Source organism: Chengkuizengella axinellae (genome assembly GCF_030730905.1).
Taxonomy (GTDB): domain Bacteria; phylum Bacillota; class Bacilli; order Paenibacillales; family KCTC-33759; genus Chengkuizengella; species Chengkuizengella axinellae.
This window is the reverse complement of the sequence record NZ_JAVAMP010000001.1, coordinates 865,760-879,843: the sequence shown is the minus strand read 5'-3', so window position 1 is coordinate 879,843 and position 14,084 is coordinate 865,760. Positions and strand designations below refer to the sequence as shown.

The 14,084-nt window shown below is 33.4% G+C and carries 14 protein-coding genes; 3 read left to right on the top strand and 11 right to left on the bottom strand.

The window, feature by feature from the left end; all coding sequences use genetic code 11:
• Nucleotides 1-155: 155 nt before the first annotated feature.
• Entirely contained in the window at nucleotides 156-419 is a 264-nt protein-coding gene (locus Q5Y73_RS04425; protein WP_305990617.1) for a YlbG family protein, read from the bottom strand.
• Between the two features lie 49 nt (nucleotides 420-468).
• Here Q5Y73_RS04425 and Q5Y73_RS04420 point away from each other — a divergent pair, with 49 nt between their 5' ends.
• Nucleotides 469-1,473 (top strand): asparaginase, encoded by a 1,005-nt coding sequence (locus tag Q5Y73_RS04420; protein ID WP_305990616.1) that lies wholly within the window; start codon nucleotides 469-471, stop codon nucleotides 1,471-1,473.
• Nucleotides 1,474-1,550: 77 nt separating this feature from the next.
• On the opposite strand, the gene Q5Y73_RS04415 is transcribed toward Q5Y73_RS04420, so the two are convergent.
• The 5 genes from Q5Y73_RS04415 to Q5Y73_RS04395 form a co-directional block, all read right to left on the bottom strand.
• Entirely contained in the window at nucleotides 1,551-1,994 is a 444-nt protein-coding gene (locus Q5Y73_RS04415) for a YlbF/YmcA family competence regulator (RefSeq protein WP_305990615.1), read from the bottom strand.
• 86 nt (nucleotides 1,995-2,080) lie between these two features.
• Complete coding sequence (locus Q5Y73_RS04410; RefSeq protein ID WP_305990614.1) at nucleotides 2,081-4,069, bottom strand: helicase-associated domain-containing protein; 1,989 nt, start codon at nucleotides 4,067-4,069, stop codon at nucleotides 2,081-2,083.
• Nucleotides 4,066-5,733 (bottom strand): DNA repair helicase XPB, encoded by a 1,668-nt coding sequence (locus tag Q5Y73_RS04405; protein WP_305990613.1) that lies wholly within the window; start codon nucleotides 5,731-5,733, stop codon nucleotides 4,066-4,068. The genes Q5Y73_RS04410 and Q5Y73_RS04405 overlap by 4 nt, the downstream gene beginning before the upstream one ends.
• Nucleotides 5,734-5,823: 90 nt before the next feature.
• Nucleotides 5,824-6,264, bottom strand: coding sequence for a CBS domain-containing protein (locus Q5Y73_RS04400; RefSeq protein ID WP_305990612.1), 441 nt, complete (start codon nucleotides 6,262-6,264; stop codon nucleotides 5,824-5,826).
• A gap of 85 nt (nucleotides 6,265-6,349) precedes the next feature.
• On the bottom strand, nucleotides 6,350-7,534 hold the full coding sequence (locus tag Q5Y73_RS04395) for an amidohydrolase (RefSeq protein WP_371320139.1): 1,185 nt from the start codon (nucleotides 7,532-7,534) through the stop codon (nucleotides 6,350-6,352).
• A gap of 250 nt (nucleotides 7,535-7,784) precedes the next feature.
• On the opposite strand from Q5Y73_RS04395, the gene Q5Y73_RS04390 reads away from it, so the two are divergent.
• The gene (locus Q5Y73_RS04390) at nucleotides 7,785-8,126 is read left to right on the top strand and encodes a YugN family protein (protein WP_305990610.1); all 342 of its coding nucleotides are present in this window, start codon (nucleotides 7,785-7,787) and stop codon (nucleotides 8,124-8,126) included.
• Between the two features lie 10 nt (nucleotides 8,127-8,136).
• Nucleotides 8,137-9,273, top strand: coding sequence for a putative lipid II flippase FtsW (gene ftsW, locus Q5Y73_RS04385; RefSeq protein ID WP_305990609.1), 1,137 nt, complete (start codon nucleotides 8,137-8,139; stop codon nucleotides 9,271-9,273).
• A 30-nt stretch (nucleotides 9,274-9,303) separates the two neighbouring features.
• Here ftsW and Q5Y73_RS04380 read toward each other — a convergent pair whose 3' ends face one another.
• The 5 genes from Q5Y73_RS04380 to Q5Y73_RS04360 form a co-directional block, all read right to left on the bottom strand.
• Nucleotides 9,304-9,681 (bottom strand): Asp23/Gls24 family envelope stress response protein, encoded by a 378-nt coding sequence (locus tag Q5Y73_RS04380; protein WP_305990608.1) that lies wholly within the window; start codon nucleotides 9,679-9,681, stop codon nucleotides 9,304-9,306.
• Nucleotides 9,682-9,781: 100 nt separating this feature from the next.
• The gene (locus Q5Y73_RS04375; protein WP_305990607.1) at nucleotides 9,782-10,069 is read right to left on the bottom strand and encodes an Fpa/YlaN family protein; all 288 of its coding nucleotides are present in this window, start codon (nucleotides 10,067-10,069) and stop codon (nucleotides 9,782-9,784) included.
• 130 nt (nucleotides 10,070-10,199) lie between these two features.
• Complete coding sequence (locus Q5Y73_RS04370; RefSeq protein WP_305990606.1) at nucleotides 10,200-10,442, bottom strand: HPr family phosphocarrier protein; 243 nt, start codon at nucleotides 10,440-10,442, stop codon at nucleotides 10,200-10,202.
• 109 nt (nucleotides 10,443-10,551) lie between these two features.
• Nucleotides 10,552-11,667 carry an aminopeptidase gene (locus Q5Y73_RS04365; RefSeq protein WP_305990605.1) on the bottom strand — a complete coding sequence of 372 codons (1,116 nt, stop codon included), beginning with the start codon at nucleotides 11,665-11,667 and terminating at the stop codon, nucleotides 10,552-10,554.
• 169 nt (nucleotides 11,668-11,836) lie between these two features.
• On the bottom strand, nucleotides 11,837-13,819 hold the full coding sequence (locus tag Q5Y73_RS04360; RefSeq protein WP_305990604.1) for a sensor domain-containing diguanylate cyclase: 1,983 nt from the start codon (nucleotides 13,817-13,819) through the stop codon (nucleotides 11,837-11,839).
• Between the last annotated feature and the right edge of the window lie 265 nt (nucleotides 13,820-14,084).

Here is a 14,084-nt window from a genome sequence, read left to right as displayed (position 1 = left end):
TGATCTGAAATATAGCCGGAAAAAAAGCGCCTTTTAGAAGGATTGATGTTAGTTCATCATCAATCTAAGTTTAGGCGCTTTTAATATGTACAAAAAGATAATGATTTTCATTTGACATCTAGCTTGCATTAAGTAATAATCAAATGGGATTTTAATTAAATGGAGTAAAATCTAGTTTTATCAGGCACATTAGTATCATAATCTGTTTTAATTTCTCTTCGATAAGATCGTTCAATGTTTATAACAAAATTCAGTTTGTTTAATTGAGCAATCGTTTGTTCTACCTTTGTTTCATTAACATATAACACTACATACTTCATCTTTTTTGATACATAGTGAATTGTGCCATATCTTTCAACTAATCTTAATGCTTTTATATGTTTAACCCATATGATGAGTCCAGTTCTTCCAGTAAACATTTTAACACCTCAAATTCATAATTTCTTAAAACTAAAGGGAGTGAATTTCTTGACTACTTTGATACATGTAAAAAGAGGATCTATGATCGAAAGCCTACACGATGGTTATATTGCGGTTTCAAATTCAGATGGCAAACTTCAATATTATTTAGGAGATCCCCACTATAAAACATATGCTAGGTCCACTGCCAAGCTGTTGCAAGCGATTCCAATCATGGAAGAAGTATTAAATACTGATATCGAATTATCGGATGAAGAAATTGCTGTTATCTGCTCTTCACATAATGGAGAATCAGAACATGTCAGAGCAGTACAATCCATTCTCACTAAAATAAATTTAAATCATTCTCAATTGTTATGCGGAGAACAAAAGCCACTTCATAAAGAAACAAGAGAAAGGTTGCTTCGTGAAAATGTTCAATTCACAAGCCTGCATAATACTTGTTCTGGAAAACATGCTGGCATGCTTCTGTTGTCCAAATTATTAAATTGCCCATTGAATAGCTATTTATCCGTCGAACATCCAGTTCAACAAATCATGTTAGAAACTATCAAAGAAATGACAGGGGCTAAAACAAGCGAGATTAATATTGCTAAAGACGGCTGTGGTGTTCCTGTGTTTGGAATAACAGTTCACCAGTTAGCAACTGCTTTTGCAAAATTGGGTTCACCGACCTCTTTAGCTGAAAGAAAGAAACAAGCTTGTGAAAAAATAGTTCATGCTGTTTCTTTGCAACCATTTTATATAGCAGGAACAGAGCGATTTGATACACATCTCATTCAAGCCACTAAAGGTCGTATTCTTGGAAAAATGGGCAATGAAGGTGTATTTGCTTTAACAATCCCTTCAGAAGATTTAGGTATAGCAATCAAAGTTAGTGACGGAGCAGAAAGAGCTTCTTATCCATCAGCTGTAGAAATTCTATCTCAATTGGGCTTGCTTTCATCACACGAAAAACAAGAACTAACTAGGTTTCATTATCCAATTATAAAGAATCGCAGGAATGAAAATGTAGGTCGTTTAGAACCTGTATTTAAGCTTCACCGTGTATAACCTTTTTTATAACCTTTTTTAATACCCTGCCAGAATGTTTAAGTTTGATCTGAACATTCTGGCAGGGACAAAAGTCTTTAACTGCACTTTCCACTGCATCCACCTGAGCCACAGCCTGCTACTGTTGGCAAGGGATTGTTGCTTGGCACTTTTATCTCCTCTGAAATTTCATGAGCGAGAGTTTTAGAAATCGAATATAGGAGAAGATCAATCTTCTCTTCCGATTCTTTGAACTTTCTAACTTTATTTAACTCATTTAATTCTTTTTCTACTTTTTGAACTTCTTCTAAAGCTGAATGATAGTCTGGATGAAATTGTCCAAACCTCTCGCAATCCTCATAAATCTCCTTCTTTTTCAGAAATTGATTTACCTTTATTTGAACCTCTGCGTCTTTTTCAATCTCTTTTTTCCAAAACAAATAATCGTTAAGCTCCTCGGAAGCATTTATCATATCACCAAGATCATATGCTTCCATTAACAACGTAGACATATCCAAATCAGTGAGTTCATATACACTCATCTATATCATTCCTATCTAATTCTATTTATAAGTTAGAGATAATTGTAAAACGCCCTTTTTTTCATACATTAATTAGGACTTAATAACTATTTATCATTAATCCCAGGGAAAATCAACCTCATTTCATTCCATTGATGGGAAAATAAGGTAATTTCATCATTGTTTTCAAATCCTCGTACTGAATATTGATCTGATTTTTCTTCTAATTCTTTTGGCAAAATGGTTCTCTCTTTATGATTGCTACGCAATTTTAAATATACACGATTTTCAATGGCTTTTTGTACAATTTCCTTTTCTGTTGACGGATGGTAAGATCTATATTGTTTTAACCACATTGGTGGAATTTGTTCTAATTTTGGATAGACATCTATTACTTTTGGAAATGTTTTTTCCATATCATAATATAACATTGCTTTATTAGAATAGATCAATCCTTTTGAAGCTGACGAAGTGTCCTCAAACATAAATGAATCGTCTAGATGAATAGGTTTTATATCAGAGTTGTTTTTGTCTATTTGATTCGAATTTTGCTTATTTGTTTCTTTAATAAAAGGTGAATATCCATGCTGTTCTAACTTCCTATAAAATTCTTTGGAGCTGCCTTTATCAATAATAAAATCCCGATCACCCAACATCGTTAGAATATATGGCTGAAATATCGGATTTTCTTTTATTTGTTCTGATATTTTACTATCCGAGCATCTCAATAATAGAACCTCTTCAATCACAATCTTCCCAAACTGTTCAGACCATTCTTCAATTGAGCTCTTTACATTCTCAGGCAATTCATATTTTGAATTTTGCTCCAAAAAAAGAATCAGATCTGTTGATGTTTTTCCTTTTTGTCTCGCTCTTTCGATACTTTTTTTATGCAATTTATAACGCATAATAAGGTCTGAATATGTGATCTCTGACATTCCTTCAAGTTCCCATCTGATATGAAAAGGAACATTGGGAGGAACAATAACTTCAAAGTCAGCTTGAACATAAAACTGCACCTCATCTACTACAGGTATATCTACTTCTACTTCAGCATGAATATTAATCTTCCATTTGAAAACAAATTCATCCTTGTTGTTTTTCCCTATCTCAATCCAACCAAATCCCGCATAACTTTTGATCCAATTTAGTATTTGGTTAGCGCAATGCGTTTCATCTATATTAGTGGACTGTAAAATCTGCGTGCCTTTTACCCACTTTATCAGTTCATCTATAGGATACCACATATCATAGTCCAGAGTCTCTATTTTTGCCCATATTAGCTGAAGCCAAACATTACTAGGCATACATATTTGCTGCCAGTTTTCATATAAAATCCTATTCATTTGATCCATATTTTGAAGAAGCCAAACATGTGTTTTTTCCATATTTAGATGAAATGATTTAGATTCTTTATTGACTAATTGCAATCTCATCATCATATCAAGTACTATTGCAAATTGTTTTGGATAAACATCCTCCCCCTCGTATTTAAAATCAATATATTCTAAATCCTCTTCATTAAAATCAATGAAATCACATATTTTTTGAACTTGCCGTTTTTTAACCAATCCGGCTTGTGTTAATTCCAACTCATTTTTCTCTATAAAAATAATGAATTGAAACATATCAAATGAAAATCCACGTCCTATCTTATGAGTAGGTTGAACTTCCTCATCAGGTAAATATTCCATCTTATTTGTATCCGGCATCAATACGCTTACCCAGGAACGAAAACTATCTTTGGGAATTACAAAAACATGATCTCCCCATGTTTTTCGAAATGTAAAAACAACTCCTTTTTGTCTTAAAAGTGTAAGACCTACCTTAATTTCCGATTCTGAAAATGGTGTATCTACTGATAAAAGCATGTCTTTCCATTCAAATGGACCATAGCCAAAGTTTCTAAGGATTAAATTCAAAGTTTTCTTTTCTAGATAACTTAATTTCTCATAACACTTCATTAATAAATCAGAAGATGTTAAACAATCCTTTAGCTCATGTCCGTTTCTTATGATTTGAGCATATGTTGAATCGTTTTGAATTTCTTCAATAAAAGATGCTGGCAACTTGGAAAGATACTTTTCACAATTCACGAGGTTAGCAGCTCCTTCTTCGTTATTTGATTCGAATCTAAAATTTGATACTGATAACCTTGTTCGACCAAAAATAATTGTCTTTTTAACGCAAATTCCTGCTCCTTTGTATCCTTCGTAATTAATGTATAAAAATGTGCTTTATTATTTGTTTTCTTAGGTCTTAAAACTCTACCAAGTCTCTGTGCTTCTTCTTGCCTTGAACCAAAGCTACCAGATACCTGAATGGCAACACCAGCATCAGGTAAATCAATTGCAAAATTGGCTACTTTTGATACGACCAGCAACGTAACCTTTCCTTCTTTAAATTCACTGTATAACCGTTCTCTTTCTAATTGAGGCAATTGTCCTGTAATTAATGGTGCTTTTAAAATATTTGAAATCTTTTTCAATTGATCTATATATTGACCAATAATAAGAGTTGGTGTTCCTGAATGTAATCCAATAAGCTGTTCAATCACATCGATTTTCAAGGAATTCTCACAAGCTAATCTATACTTTTGCTTTTGATTTTCCGTTTGATTATACTGTTTTTCTAGATCAGCTGATAATTCAACCCGAATTTCATAACACTTTACTGTTGATATCCAACCTTGTTGTTCAAGCTTTTTCCACGGAAAATAAAATCTTTTAGGACCTACTAAGGAAAATACATCCTCTTCTCTGCCATCTTCCCTGATTAATGTTGCTGTTAAACCCAATCTTCTGGTAGCTTGAATATTAGCAGTTTCTCTGAAAACAGGTGCAGGCAGCAAATGTACTTCATCGTAAATAATCAATCCCCAATCTCTTTTTTTGAAAAGCTCCATATGAATAAATTCATCAACCTTGCTTTTTCGATGTGTTAGAATTTGATAAGTAGCAATGGTAATGGGTTTTACTTGTTTCAGTTCCCCAGTGTATTCTCCAATAAATTCCTCAGTAACGTTTGTTTTTGTTAATATTTCTCGTTTCCATTGTTTCACTGAAGTCATATTTGTAGTCAAAATTAATGTTTCACAGTTCACTTTTGACATAACCCCCATACCTACGATGGTTTTACCTGAACCACAAGGTAGAACGATTAATCCACTTCCACCACTTTTACTTCCTCCTTGATAAAAAGATTCGATTGCATTTGATTGGTAATCTCTAAGTTCCAGATCACTTAATTGTATTTGTAACGTTTCACCAGATAAATATCCTGCAATATCTTCTACAGGAAATCCTAATTGAATTAATTCTTGTTTGATGATTCCCCTATGTTTCAAATCAATTCTGCATGAATACTGATCTATCTCTTCTAATAAATACGGTTGAATTGAATCCGATTTTCGAATCCGTTTCATGATGTCTGAATCTCTAGATATTAATGTCAAAGAGTCATTATTTTTTTCTAATCTTAAAATCCCATAACGATTCATATACATTTGAATGTCTTTGCAAATTTTTAAAGGAATTTCAAATTTACTATGTTTTTTTAAAAAACGAATGATTTCTTGGGATTTAACCCCAGAAGCTGAAGCATTCCATAAAGATAGAGGAGTTATTTTATATGTATGGATATGTTCAGGTGTTTTCACTAAATCAGAGAAAAGAGATAGATACTCACTAACCTCTTCAAATTTAGGTGAGTCCGTTTCAAAAAGCAATGTGAAATCAGCTTGTACAATTAAACATGACAAGATTTATCACTCCCTATTTGAAAGGGGGCCACAGATGGCCCCCCTTTTTTCTTTCATATTCTTTTTACTAAATTTTAGATATTTTAAATTTTAATGAGCAAAATTTTGCTGCTCTTGTGTCGGTTCAGATATTTTACTTAATGCATCGCTAGCTTCATTTTCAAAAATATCACGTACAGCCAGGTCACCAATTGCAACAATTCCACATAGCTCTCCATTTTCTACAACTGGCAAACGACGTATTTGCTGCTCTGCCATCATATTGGCTGCATCATCAATGCTTGTTTCTGGAGAAGCTGTTATTATGTTTGTGCTAGTCACTTCATTTACAGCTGTTGAACCTGATTTTTTTTCTGCGTAGCCTCTAATTACTAAATCACGGTCCGTACATACCCCGATCAATTTTTTGCCTTCCACAACAGGGATGATTCCAATATTATGTTCTTTCATCTTTACTGCAGCCTCATAAATGTTATCCTGTGAGGTCACTGTTACACAATCAGTAGTCATAATATCTTTTAGTGTTGACATGGGTAATCCTCCTAATCTTATAGTACGTGTTCAAAAGTGAACCATTTTGAACGATCATTACTCAAATACGGATTCAAATTTATAGTTACCCATTCGATGCATTTACATACATATAATCTAACGTCATCCCTAAAAGCAGCTCTACCGCATTTTTCATTGCTCTTTCATCAAAATCAAATTTAGGGTGATGGTGAGGGAAATTCATTCCTTTCTCTTCATTACCAGCACCTACAAACATGAAACAACCAGGAACTTTCTTTAAATAATACGAAAAATCTTCTCCAGCCATAATTAAAGGGGAAGTTGAAATTTCAGCATGTACAATTTCGCTTTCTTTCATCTTAATAAAGCGATTCGTTTCATTCTTATGGTTTACAACAGGTGGATATACATTAATATAATCCAACTCAATTTCGGCACCATACAGCTCACCGATTTGTTTGCATATATGAGTAAATCGCTCTTGAATATAAGCTCTGATTTTGTCATTAAACGTTCTTACTGTGCCTTTGATTGTACAAAGAGATGAAATAATATTAAAGCTTTCCCCTGAATGAAATGAACCTACAGACACAACTGCTGGTTCTATTGGATTGATCATTCTACTAACAATAGATTGTAATTGAACCACTAACTGAGCTCCAACCAAGGTACTATCCACTGTATCATGCGGTAATCCAGCATGACCTCCTTTTCCTATCACTTTGATTTTAAATTCATCAACGGATGCCATGATTGGTCCTGCAACTGAAGAAGCAATTCCTGTTTGCAAAGGCGTCCATAAGTGTACACCATAAATGACATCCACATCTTCCAATGCACCATCTTCAATAATAGATAACGCTCCACCTGGATATTGTTCCTCAGCAGGTTGAAATATAAGCCTGACATTCCCAGTTAACTCAGATCGGTCTTCTTGCAGTATTTTTGCTATCGAAAGCAAACTAGCTGTATGACCATCATGACCACATGCGTGCATAATATTCTTTTTTTGTGAAGCATAACGCACCTTTTTTTCATCTTGAATAGGCAATGCATCGATATCAGCCCTTAATGCAACTGTAGGACCGGATTTATCTCCATATATTGTGCCTATCACACCATTGTTTTTAGATTTAATGGCATTTATGCCCCACTCCGATAGTTTATCAAATATAAATTGTGTAGTTTCACTTTCTTGAAAAGACAATTCAGGATTCATATGTAGATGTCTTCTCCATTTCACCATCTCGGGGAAAAGTGTTTCTATTTTTTGAGTATATTTATTCAAATTCATCACCTTCACATCGAATCATTTATTCTTTCTTCATATTATATCATCAATAACCTCTTTCTTTTGTCACTAAATTTTAAAATATGTAAATCATCCCTCAACACTATCCCTTAACACACTAGAGATTTAAATAGTTCGAAGCTTAAACAATCGTTTGTTTTTCTTCACTTTTTTGGGTTTAAACTTGCACAACTGAATGAAACATACTATCATGGATAAAGAATAAAAAGGTCTAGGAGGTCAACTAATGATTTTAGAAAAAAAAGAATTACAAGGACTGCAAAGCGAATTAAAATATATGGATGAAATTACAGGCGGTTTAGGATTTGTGAGAGGACAGTGGGAGTATTATCGAGCTACATATGATCTTAGAATACAAGACCAAAAAAATGATGTCTATTTTTTAAGAGTCAATTGCAGAGTGATTGACGGAAAAATGGAATCTCCATATGCTGTATTGACACCAGAGGACATATACATAGGTCAAGAAAGCTTCCCACATGGAGTAGATTATAACGCTGATATCCCTCAGCCTGTTTTAAAAGTAGCTAACGAAAAAATATCAGAATTAGAAAAACTATTAAGCTAGGTCCCTTAAAATGGATAACGGTAGAAGAGGGACTCCTGATTTTATTCTGCTCGTTTTAACTTTTTTACTTGTAGGATTTGGAATCGTGATGGTTTTTAGTTCTAGTTCCCCGATTGCTTCTTTTTATCAACAAGATGCCTTATATTATACGAAAAAACAAGTTGTGTTTGCCATTGTTGGTTTAGTTGCTATGTTTTTTGTAATGAATATGCGTATTGAAAAGCTTAAAAAATGGATTTCACCCATAAATTTTACGATCATCATCATGCTGGTTTTTGTGTTATTCACCGAGCCACTAAATGGAGCTAGAAGTTGGATTACTCTCGGTTCATTTGGAACTTTACAGCCTTCAGAATTTGCAAAAATAGGTATCATCCTGTACATATCTGCTCTTATCTGTAAAAAGGGAGAACAGTTTAGAGATTTTAAAACAGGTTTGTTACCTGTTTTAGTTATTATTGCTTTCGTGTCGGGATTAATACTTATTCAACCAGACCTTGGGACAGCTGCTATTCTTATATTTGGTACTTTACTAGTTGTCTTTGTTGGAGGGGCTAATCTAAAACACTTATTTGGCATATTAACGGTATCTTTAGGAGTTATGAGCCTACTTCTATTCCTATTAACTAAGTTTGAAACTACAAGCACTGCTATTAATATTAGATTAAGTCGATTTACATCTTACCAAGACCCTTGGTCTGATCAACTGGGTAGTGGTTATCAAATCATCCAGTCTTTATATGCTTTTGGACATGGTGGGATGACAGGGGCTGGTTTTGGACAAAGCATTCAAAAACTTTTTTATCTCCCTTTTCCTTTTAATGATTTTATTTTTTCCATTATCGCAGAAGAACTAGGGTTTATCGGTAGTACTATCTTCTTAATGACTTACTTATTATTATTGTGGAGAGGTTTAATCATTTCTATTAAATCTACAGATATGTTTTGTACATTAGTAGGAACTGGGATCGTAGGGATATTAGCAATCCAAGCCCTTATCAATATTGGAGGGGTTACTAATGCAATTCCAATAACGGGGGTTCCTCTTCCTTTTATTAGTCAAGGGGGCTCATCTATGATTACTTCACTGATCAGTGTTGGTATCTTGCTCAGTATCTCTCGTGAAAATAACCGTTTATCTAAATAAAAAAAATAACCCTAGGGTTATTTTTTTTATTTATTTTACTTTCTGAAGGGCATCAGTAGTCTCCTCTTGGAAAACCACACCTTCTACCTTGACATTCACCTCAACCACTGATAAACCTGTCATACTCATTACTGATTCCTTTACATTCGTTTGCAAGTTTTTACAAACTTCATGTATTTTGGAACCATAATTTACAATTACTCTTAAATCAATGGCTGATTCTAATTGTCCTACTTCAACAGACACACCTTTTTGTACATTTTTTCCACTTAATCTTTTAGCAAGTCCCTCTGAAACCCCACCAGACATACCCGCAATACCAGGTGTTTCAATCGCTGTTAAACCCGCAATTGTTGCAACTACATCAGGTGAAATACGTACAGCACCACTATTGTCAAAACCGGACATAAGCTCACCCCTTCTTATTTTCAATATATGAATAAGGCTCTACATAGAGCCAAATTTGAAATAGTAGAGGCATCCCTTAATAAACAGAATTAGTGAATACTCATTCACATTGGTTTAACGCTTCATACAGCTTGGCTAAATTCCTCTCTAGCTCACTAATGATTTCTTTGCCTGTACTACTTGACATTAAACCTGCTCTCACAGCAAAATCAATCTCTCTTGATAAGCCATACATTTGAGTATCCAAGACTTCCTCATACAAAGGACATCTACGGTTGGTGAGTGTTTCCATTTGCACTTCAATTAACTTTAATATTTTATTTGCATCTTCTTGAAGAAGATCATAGGCTTTTTGAACTAAATCGTTAGATATTTCAGATGTAGACACCCAACTTCCCCCCTGTGATATGGTCACTTCCCTTAAAAAATAGTTTAGACGAAAACGTTGAAATACACAAGAGATGATCCATTATTCATAAAAGAGGAAGCTAGGAATTTAACATTAAATCTATTAAGAATTAATCTTCTTTGACTTCAATTGTTAAATTATGTTTAGCAAATACTTCTTTCATACTAGCAGTCGCTTCCTCTTGATCAGGTCCATGCACATGTAGTTCATAACTGTTTGAATCAACCAATGTAGTGAACAAACCTAGGATGCTCTTCACATCAATATATTTGTTGTCAAACTGTAAAACGATAGATGAAGTAAATTTATTTGCTGTTTGAGATATTTCCATGATTGCTTCATTTTTTGACATAGGGCTTCCCTCCATTTTATAAATACCATATATTACATTAAATATATGATACATCGTATAGATGAATTCGCGCAAGTCATTTTCACTAGAAATATTGACTTCTCTTATGTTATTTTAAATTTTCAGGATTTAACTGCTCCAATTCACTGACAACAAAACGACCATCTTTTCTAATCAAACGATCATCAAAGTAGATTTCCCCACCACCAAACTCAGGTCTTTGTATTAAAACTAAGTCCCAATGTACGGAAGAACGATTGCCATTGTCTGCTTCATCGTAAGCTTGACCTGGAGTGAAATGTAAACTTCCATCTATTTTTTCATCAAATAAAATGTCCTTCATCGGATTTTTTATATACGGATTAAATCCTAAACTGAATTCTCCTATGTAACGTGCACCTTTATCTGAATCCAAGACCTTATTTAATCTTTCAGTATCATTGCTAGTCGCTTCCACTATTTTTCCATTCTCAAACTTAAATTGAATATTCTCGAAAGTAATGCCTGAATACACAGTCGGTGTGTTGTATGAAATAGTACCATTAACGGATTCCAATACAGGAGCAGTGTAGACTTCCCCATCAGGTATATTGTTGGAACCAGCACATTTTATCGCAGGGATATCTTTGATGGAAAATGTCAACTCGGTACCAGGAGAAACAATTTTCACCTTATCTGTTGAATTCATCAATTCAACCAATGCATCCATTGAGCTTGACATTTTATTATAATCTAAATTGCATACATTGAAGTAAAAATCTTCAAAAGCCTCAGTACTCATATTTGCGGATTGAGCCATTGAATTGTTAGGATATCTTAAAATCACCCATTTCGTATGTTTCACTCTTCGCTCAGAATGTACTGGATGACGATAATCATTGATGTACATTTTCATGTTTTCATCAGGCACATCGGAAAGTTCATTTGAATTGTCACCCGAACGAATGCCTATATATGCATCCATCATTTCCATTCTAGTCAAATCATAAGATGACCAGTGTTCAACTTGTTCCTTCGTAGCATTCATTAATAAAGATCTCATTACAGAATGATCTGTAATTTCAACAAAAGGAAGCCCTCCGCTTGCATGTACCTCTTCAATAACACTCTTTAACAACTCTCTTTCAGAACCAATCATTTCAATTAAAACCTTTTCTCCAGGTTTACATTCAATAGAATAATTCACTAACTGTTTAGCTAATGTCTGTACTCTAGGATCTCTCACTATATTCAGCCTCCATCTATTTCTTCAAAATTCATTTCAATTTCACATATAAAATCTTACCATATTTTTTTCCTGATTAAAAAGTTTCCATCTACACATAAAAATAAAAAACACTTCAAAAGTGAAAATAACTCTCTTCAGTCCTTTTGAAGTGTTTAGATGTTGATTTTTATGTATTGATTTGAATTTGGTTTCTTCCCATTTTCTTCGCTTCATATAACGCCATATCAGCCTTATAGAAGAGAGTTTCGACGCCAACAACATTATCACTCAAACTCCAATCGGAAACCCCACAAGACACACTTACACGCGGGCTCGTCTCCTGATAAACTCTTTTGCGAATGCGTTCCGCTATTTTTAATGCATGCTTAACTTGTGCTTCAGGAATATAAACGGCGATTTCCTCGCCCCCCCATCTTGCAGCAATATCAGAGTCACGGATACAGGATTGAATAATTTGACTCACTTTTTTCAAGATTTTATCTCCTAGTTGATGACCATAAGTATCATTCACTCTTTTAAAGAAATCTATGTCTATAAGAATTAAAGATCCATATTGATGTGTAGTTTGTATGCTGCTTTTTACTTGCTCATCTAGATAATGTCTCGCATATAAACCTGTTAAGTTATCTGTAATGACCATTCGATTCATCTCATCGTGTAGAGTTGCATTACTCATCGCTAATCCAATATGTGTGGATAGAACTTGAAGAAGTCTAAAGTTATCATAGGTAAAAAAGTTCGGCAATCGATTTGTAAACATTACAACTCCCGAAACTTCATCATTTACTAATATAGGTGAGGCAATCAAAGATCTAGATGATGTGATTTCCATTACTTTTGAACTAACAGTTGGATTCATCTCATAATCCTGAACGATTAGTCCTTCTTTTGTTTGATTGACAATGCCTGAAAATCCATAATTAATAGAAAAAACTTCCTGAGGCAAGTTTGTAATGTTACTTGATTTAACTACGATTTCATTATTTTCTTTATTAAACTCAAGTATACATCCAAAATCTGCTTGAAAAATATTAATTAATTCTGTTGATATGTAATCAAAAATTTCACTTAAATTTAAACTTTTATTTAATTTTCTAGTAATATCATTAATTAATCTTAACTCATCAACTGAAGAATTAGATTGCTCCAACAATTTAGCATTTTCAAATGCAATTCCTGCTGAATCAACGATCATGGACACAAAATGAATATCTTTATCACCAAATGGCTCAAGATTTGTTTGAATTCTAAACACACCATAAACAGCCTGATGCCCTTTGAGAGGAACAGCGATGATCATATTATTGGGTTCCATTTGGTTTATTTGCACTTTGCCTTGCATAAAAGCACGTTTGCAATAAACATCTTCATCTATATCAAATGAAATCGTTTTAAATGATATATTCGTTTTATTATCCATTGATAAAAAAAGTTGAAAATCCAACTTTGGATAAATGTCCTTTATTGTCTGTATTACTTCAGAAATAATCAACCCTGCATCTTTTTTAGACTGTAAGTTTTTGTTGATTTGATATAGTTGTTTTCTCTGCTCATTTTCTCTAGCAACCTTCAAGTAATCTGTGTATAAATTATAATGAATATAAGATTCAATATTTTTAAGCATTGTAGTTCGCAATGACATAGCAAACGTTTTCATAAGAAACAGCTCATTCAACTGTTCATTTTTTTTCAAAACAGCACCTAATATGACTGTTTGTTCCTTTTTTGATGACAATGAAATTGGTACTGCACATGTGATATAATTCATCATCATTTCGTTTGAGTGTTTTTTAGAAGAGAATAAACTTGGTTTCAAAGTTGAAATACAATCACTTATTGCATTCATTCCGACCTCTGTTTGACTCCATATTTTATCTATACTTAACTTCAAAACAAGCCTCTCAGAATATAAACACTCAGAAAATACATATTTATTCAAAATTTTTCCATTTGAATCAACAACAAAAAAAGCTCCGTTCATCTGAAGTGAATCTGCAATGATTTGATCCGTTAACTCTCCAAAAGAATCCGTGATGATCTGCCTGAGGTGTTTCACATTCAATTTCTCAATATTATGACTGAAGTCCCATTCTTGAATGTTTCCAACACTATCCTTTTTAAATTGATATTTACTATTGTTCAAGTTCATACAAACACCTTCTTCATACAAAAAAGATAGTAACAAAAAGGATCAGGGTCATCCTTAAGATTTCATTTTTCAAATCTATTTTCCATATATCTATAATACTATTAAATTAGTAATTTTGCACTATATCATTCTGACATTACATTCAAAGATTTTTTTTTAGTAGATAAACTTGACTTTTATAGTACCTTTCTTATAAAATTAACGATTAGAGAAATGTGGATAGCGTTATGTATTTATGGCGGATGAAATTTGTGTGAATACCCTC

Coding starts and splice junctions, on each gene's coding strand:
- Q5Y73_RS04425 (WP_305990617.1), bottom strand. CDS start 419: ATGTTTACTGGAAGAACTGGACTCATCATATGGGTTAAACATATAAAA.
- Q5Y73_RS04415 (WP_305990615.1), bottom strand. CDS start 1,994: ATGAGTGTATATGAACTCACTGATTTGGATATGTCTACGTTGTTAATG.
- Q5Y73_RS04400 (WP_305990612.1), bottom strand. CDS start 6,264: ATGTCAACACTAAAAGATATTATGACTACTGATTGTGTAACAGTGACC.
- Q5Y73_RS04390 (WP_305990610.1), top strand. CDS start 7,785: ATGATTTTAGAAAAAAAAGAATTACAAGGACTGCAAAGCGAATTAAAA.
- ftsW (WP_305990609.1), top strand. CDS start 8,137: ATGGATAACGGTAGAAGAGGGACTCCTGATTTTATTCTGCTCGTTTTA.
- Q5Y73_RS04380 (WP_305990608.1), bottom strand. CDS start 9,681: ATGTCCGGTTTTGACAATAGTGGTGCTGTACGTATTTCACCTGATGTA.
- Q5Y73_RS04370 (WP_305990606.1), bottom strand. CDS start 10,442: ATGTCAAAAAATGAAGCAATCATGGAAATATCTCAAACAGCAAATAAA.
- Q5Y73_RS04360 (WP_305990604.1), bottom strand. CDS start 13,819: ATGAACTTGAACAATAGTAAATATCAATTTAAAAAGGATAGTGTTGGA.